Here is a 236-nt window from a genome sequence, read left to right as displayed (position 1 = left end):
AGCACGATTTTACCGGAGAGCTTATCCAGCTGTTGCGCGCTGCTGCTGGCGAAGTTGCCACCGAAGGGGATATAGAGAAAGCCCTGGCGATCAAACGCCAGTCGCGTGCCGATATTGGCGCCGCCCGACAGCTTCGGCGTGTGCTCCAGCACCACTTTAAAGTCACTCAGCTGGCGGTTGTCATCGCTCCGGCGACCATAACCCACCACGCCACCAGCCCGACCGCTGGCATCGGC

General features: G+C 61.4%; 1 protein-coding gene. It reads right to left on the bottom strand.

Annotation, left to right across the window (positions count from 1 at the left end; genetic code table 11):
- On the bottom strand, positions 1-236 hold a 236-nt coding region (locus KVT28_RS26845; protein ID WP_217551363.1), incomplete at both ends, for a PQQ-dependent sugar dehydrogenase.

Origin of the sequence: Pantoea sp. GbtcB22, from assembly GCF_019091025.1 — a bacterium.
Taxonomy (GTDB): domain Bacteria; phylum Pseudomonadota; class Gammaproteobacteria; order Enterobacterales; family Enterobacteriaceae; genus Pantoea; species Pantoea leporis.
Note: the sequence above shows the minus strand (reverse complement) of the source record. Positions and strands in the feature narration are given on the sequence as shown.